Origin of the sequence: Shewanella sp. 11B5 (assembly GCF_002836795.1) — a bacterium.
GTDB lineage: Bacteria > Pseudomonadota > Gammaproteobacteria > Enterobacterales > Shewanellaceae > Shewanella > Shewanella frigidimarina.
The window spans coordinates 1-4,450 of sequence record NZ_PJAP01000549.1; the positions used below are offsets into that span (position 1 = coordinate 1).

3 protein-coding genes are annotated in these 4,450 nt (G+C 40.5%); all 3 read right to left on the bottom strand.

The genetic code is table 11. The features are described 5' to 3' along the window. Positions 1–1,843, bottom strand: a 1,843-nt coding sequence (locus tag CXF78_RS12915; RefSeq protein WP_145991437.1) for an efflux RND transporter permease subunit, incomplete at its 3' end; no start/stop codon positions are given. Then, positions 1,843–2,880 (bottom strand): efflux RND transporter periplasmic adaptor subunit, encoded by a 1,038-nt coding sequence (locus CXF78_RS12920; protein WP_257984907.1) that lies wholly within the window; start codon positions 2,878–2,880, stop codon positions 1,843–1,845. The genes CXF78_RS12915 and CXF78_RS12920, both read right to left, overlap by 1 nt. 322 nt (positions 2,881–3,202) lie before the next feature. Next, positions 3,203–4,450 (bottom strand): hypothetical protein (locus CXF78_RS12925; protein WP_257984906.1); only part of this gene is annotated, 1,248 nt, incomplete at its 5' end.

Genomic DNA, 4,450 nt, shown 5'->3' on the forward strand with positions numbered 1-4,450 from the left:
CAAACCCGGTTTGATCTCCCGCTCGACCGCCAAATGCTGGTGCTTCAACGCTAAATGATTTCACTACTCCTTGACCCAATAGTGGCATTAATCGGTTTTCAACGATGTCCATATTGGCAATCATGCGATTATAACTGGTGCCTTCGGCGCCTTTAATAAACGCAAATAATACTCCGCGATCTTCTTGTGGTGAGAGTTGCGAAGGGACTTGTTGCATGAGTAAGTAGCTACCACCGATGCAGGCAATAATTATGAATGGTGCTGCTATGCGCCAGTGTAATGCCCATTTGACCATACTACGATAACGTTGCTCTAAACGATTAAAGCCATTATCGATAGCGATATTAAAACGATTTTTCTTCACGTTGGCTTTTAATAATTTACTGCTCATGACAGGGGTAAGGGTTAGAGCGATAAGTGATGAAAACAGCACCGACATTGCCAGCATCACAGAGAACTCAGTAAACAACAACCCAACCATGCCATCCATAAATGAAATGGGTAAAAATACCATTACCAGTACTAAGGTCGTTGACATCACTGCAAAACCCACTTCGCGAGTCCCTTTATACGCAGCAAGTATAGGTTGTTCACCTTGTTCAATATGGTGGAAGATATTCTCAACCACAACGATGGCGTCATCAACCACTAGGCCAATGGCTAAAATAAGCGCCATTAGGGTCAATAAGTTAATGGAGTAACCTAAGCTATATGCCGCCATGAATGCGGCAATTAACGATACAGGTACTGTTACTGCTGGAATAAGGGTTGCCCGTACTTGACCGATAAAAATGTACAGCACAAGAATAACCAGTACCCCAGTAATAAATAGGGTGTTGTAAACCTCATTAATCGAGCGCGCAATAAACACATTGGCATCATAATCGACAACCAATTGCGTTCCTTTTGGCAAAAAGCTCTGCACCTTATCGACTTCTTGTTGTACTTGCAGTGATATGTCTAATGGATTGGCATCAGATTGCGGCACTATACCTAAGCTTAAGTTAACGATGCCGTTGCTTTTAAAGGTCGAGTTTTCGTTTTCAGCACCGATGAATACGCTAGCGACATCTTTAAGGTAAATAGGCGTACCATCGTCAGCGGTGTGGACAACTAAATAGTTGAAGTCTTCTGGGCTGTAATATAGACGTTTTGTTCTAACAGACATTACGGTGGTGTCGTTACGGACTTCGCCACCGGGTGTTTCAAGATTTTCACGATTTAAGGCACTAATAATGTCGTTGGTAGTTACATTTCTACCGGCCATTAATTGCGGTTTTAGTTGTACATACATGACTTTGTACAAGCCACCAGAAATATTGACTGAGCTAACGCCAGTAATTAAGCTAAATCTGTCTTCCAATACCCGCTGGGCGTAATCAGTGAGTTGAGTACGGTCCATATTTTCAGAGCTCAAGTTGACGTAAATCGACGGTTCACCAGTGCCATTATCTTTAGATACAATTGGATCGTCAGCTTCATCAGGTAAGCGACGCTGTGCTTTGGCAACTGCATCTCGTACATCACTCACACCTTCGGTTAAATCCCATCCTAGTTCAAACTCGATGGAAATACGTGACATGCCATTTCGAGTGGTTGAGGTGATTTCATCAATACCGCTGATGCCAGTTAATTCATCTTCAAGGCTCTTAGTGATTTTACTTTCCATAATAGTGGCTGATGCACCGCTATAAGTGGTCATCACTGTCACTACCGGATTTTGTACGTCGGGCATTTCTCTAACTGACAATTTAGAAAACGATACCAAGCCAAAAACACACAGTAATAAACTTAAAACAATCGCAACTACAGGGCGCTTTACCGCCGTATCACTTAGCCACATTATTTTTGCTCCTGTTTAACAGGGCTTGTTTTATTTTGCTTAGCTAAGTCTTTTACTTTGACACCGTCACGCATATTTACCAGCCCCTGGACGACGATGTGGTCGCCGATGTTAATGCCAGATTCGAGTAACACTTGATCGTCAATTCTGGCCCCTAACATCACTTCGGTGCGTGTGGCGATGTTGTCCTTGTTGATTACGTAGACATAACGTTTGGTACCAGAATATTCAAGTGCTTGTACCGGAACAATAGGGGAAGACACGCTTGGAAATACCAGTGTTGCCGACATCATCATACCGGGCTTTAATTTACCCTTTTGATTATCAAACTGACTGCGAATATTGAGGTTGAGTGTTTGAGAATTGACGCGTGGATCAATTGCGATAATCTTGCCTGTAAAAATGGTTTTATTCCATGCTCTACTGGAAGCGTTTACCGACATCCCTGTACTTAACAAAGATAGATAATGTTCTGGAACTTGTAAATCGAGCTGTAACACCGATAAATCATCAAGTGTTAATAGTGATTCATTGATGCTGACCATCTTGCCTCGGCTGAAGTTAACCAAACCAGTATTTCCGGAAAATGGCGCGGCTAGAGTATGGTAATCAAGATCTGTTTTGGCTGATTCAAGTCGAGCGAAAGCGATATCAACACTGGACTTTTGCGCTTCTATTTCTGTTTGAGTGATGGCGTTAACGTGAATCAACTTGTTAAACTCATTAAGCTTACGCACTTCATCTTGATAATAAGCTTGAGCTTCGGTCACGCTGGCTTTAGCTTTACGGTTATCAAGCGTCAGCAGAGCCTGGCCTTTATTGACATATTGGTTGGATGCGACCGCTATGCTATCTATTTTGCCTGCTACTTGCGGCGCTATCATTACCGAGTGAGTAGCAGCCAGTTTTCCGATTAAGGTAATTGATTGCGAAAGCTCATGCTGTTCAACGGTGGCGGTGACGACAGGAACCACTTTTTCAGCGCGAGGAGGTGTGGGCGCGGCAATACCATTGGAAATAAACCCAACATATCCCATCATCAATACGGTAGTCGAAAAAAGACATTGGCCAAGTTTTTTGATCATGTAAGTACACATCTCTATAAGCAATAATTGATGGTGTCGTTGCACAACGACATAGGCTAACGACTAGCCGGTGATTGATGCCAGCTTATTGTAATTATATTTGCTTAATTCAGCGTAAAGTAATGTAAATCTTTTAATTTTCTTTGTAACAAGGCGCATATCGATAGTCGTTTTAATGATGTTATAGCAACAAAAAAGCCATATCCGAAGATATGGCTTTGATTTATGTCAGCCAAGCTGAATAAACAGTTATGTTAAAACGCTGGTTAGAACATTACTTCTCGATAGGCTCGTTAGTAAATTCAATGTTTTGCTTTTTATTGACAGGTGTAACACCCATAAAATATTCATAACCTTTATCTGATGATTTCTTTTTTGCGTCATCATCACTCAACTTAATGCTAGTTTGGTCAGAAAACAAGGTGTATTTAGCTTTCGCTTTTTGGGCGATAGGTTGTGGTTGTTTAACTGTTGGCTTAAGAATGCCCTTTGGGACTTCTGCTGTCACTACTTTAGCTTGGTTGCTGGTTTTATTAGACGAAGCAACATTGGCAAATTTATAATTAAATACACCATTGCCTTCAACATTTTCTACGCTAGATTTATCTTGATTTTGGTAAGACGCTAAAATGCCGTGTTTACCTAAAGGGATCTCGTGAAAAAGTTTTTTGCCCGTGCCTATTTTGGTGCCATTGATATACCAATCTGCTGGTACGTTACTGATTAACGTCACCATCGCCGACTTAAGGCCTAATTCTTCATTTAACATTGAGTCGATTTTATCGTTATAAGAAGGCTTAAAGTTCATCGCCACTTTATAATGCAAATCGCCTCTCATATTCATATTGGCGTCGATAACTTCATATGACAATAAAACACTTTTGTCATTTAAAAACGGCGACTCATTACGAGTATTGGATAAAATGCTGCTTTTAGACTCTTTCAAACAATCTGCGATAGTTTGATATTTTGAACACTCAGTCGAACCATTAATATTGACTGGCAGTGTGCTGCTTGATTTGGATAAATCTGCAATTAAACGATTAGTAATATCAGTTTTGAGTTTAAATAGTTGCTGACTTTTAGCGGCACGTTTTTTATTTATCGCCTCATATTCAGTTAATATTTCAACCTTTTCAGTTTCAAGGCGTTTACTGTCTTCTTCTGCCTTTAGGGTTAATTCATCGACTAAATTGACGGATTCTTCAATTTGTTTATAGGTTTCTGGAAGCCCTGTTTTAGCCCGAATAACCTTAGGTAATTCTGTAATAAGCTCATCGTAGCGCTGCTGTTCTGAAACGATTGTTTTTTTCAGTCCTTCAACGTCATAGGCTTTTTTATTAAGCTGTGAGAATTTGTCATTAACAGTGATTAGCAGGGTATCGATATCATATTGATTTTCAATTTTATTGAGAGTCTGCTTTTCTGATGTGGTAATGACTTCGAGTGCCGCAAATGAGTTGCTTGCGTATAAGCACAATAAAGCAAGGCTAATTGAACCGTATCTCACTGATTTCTCCAT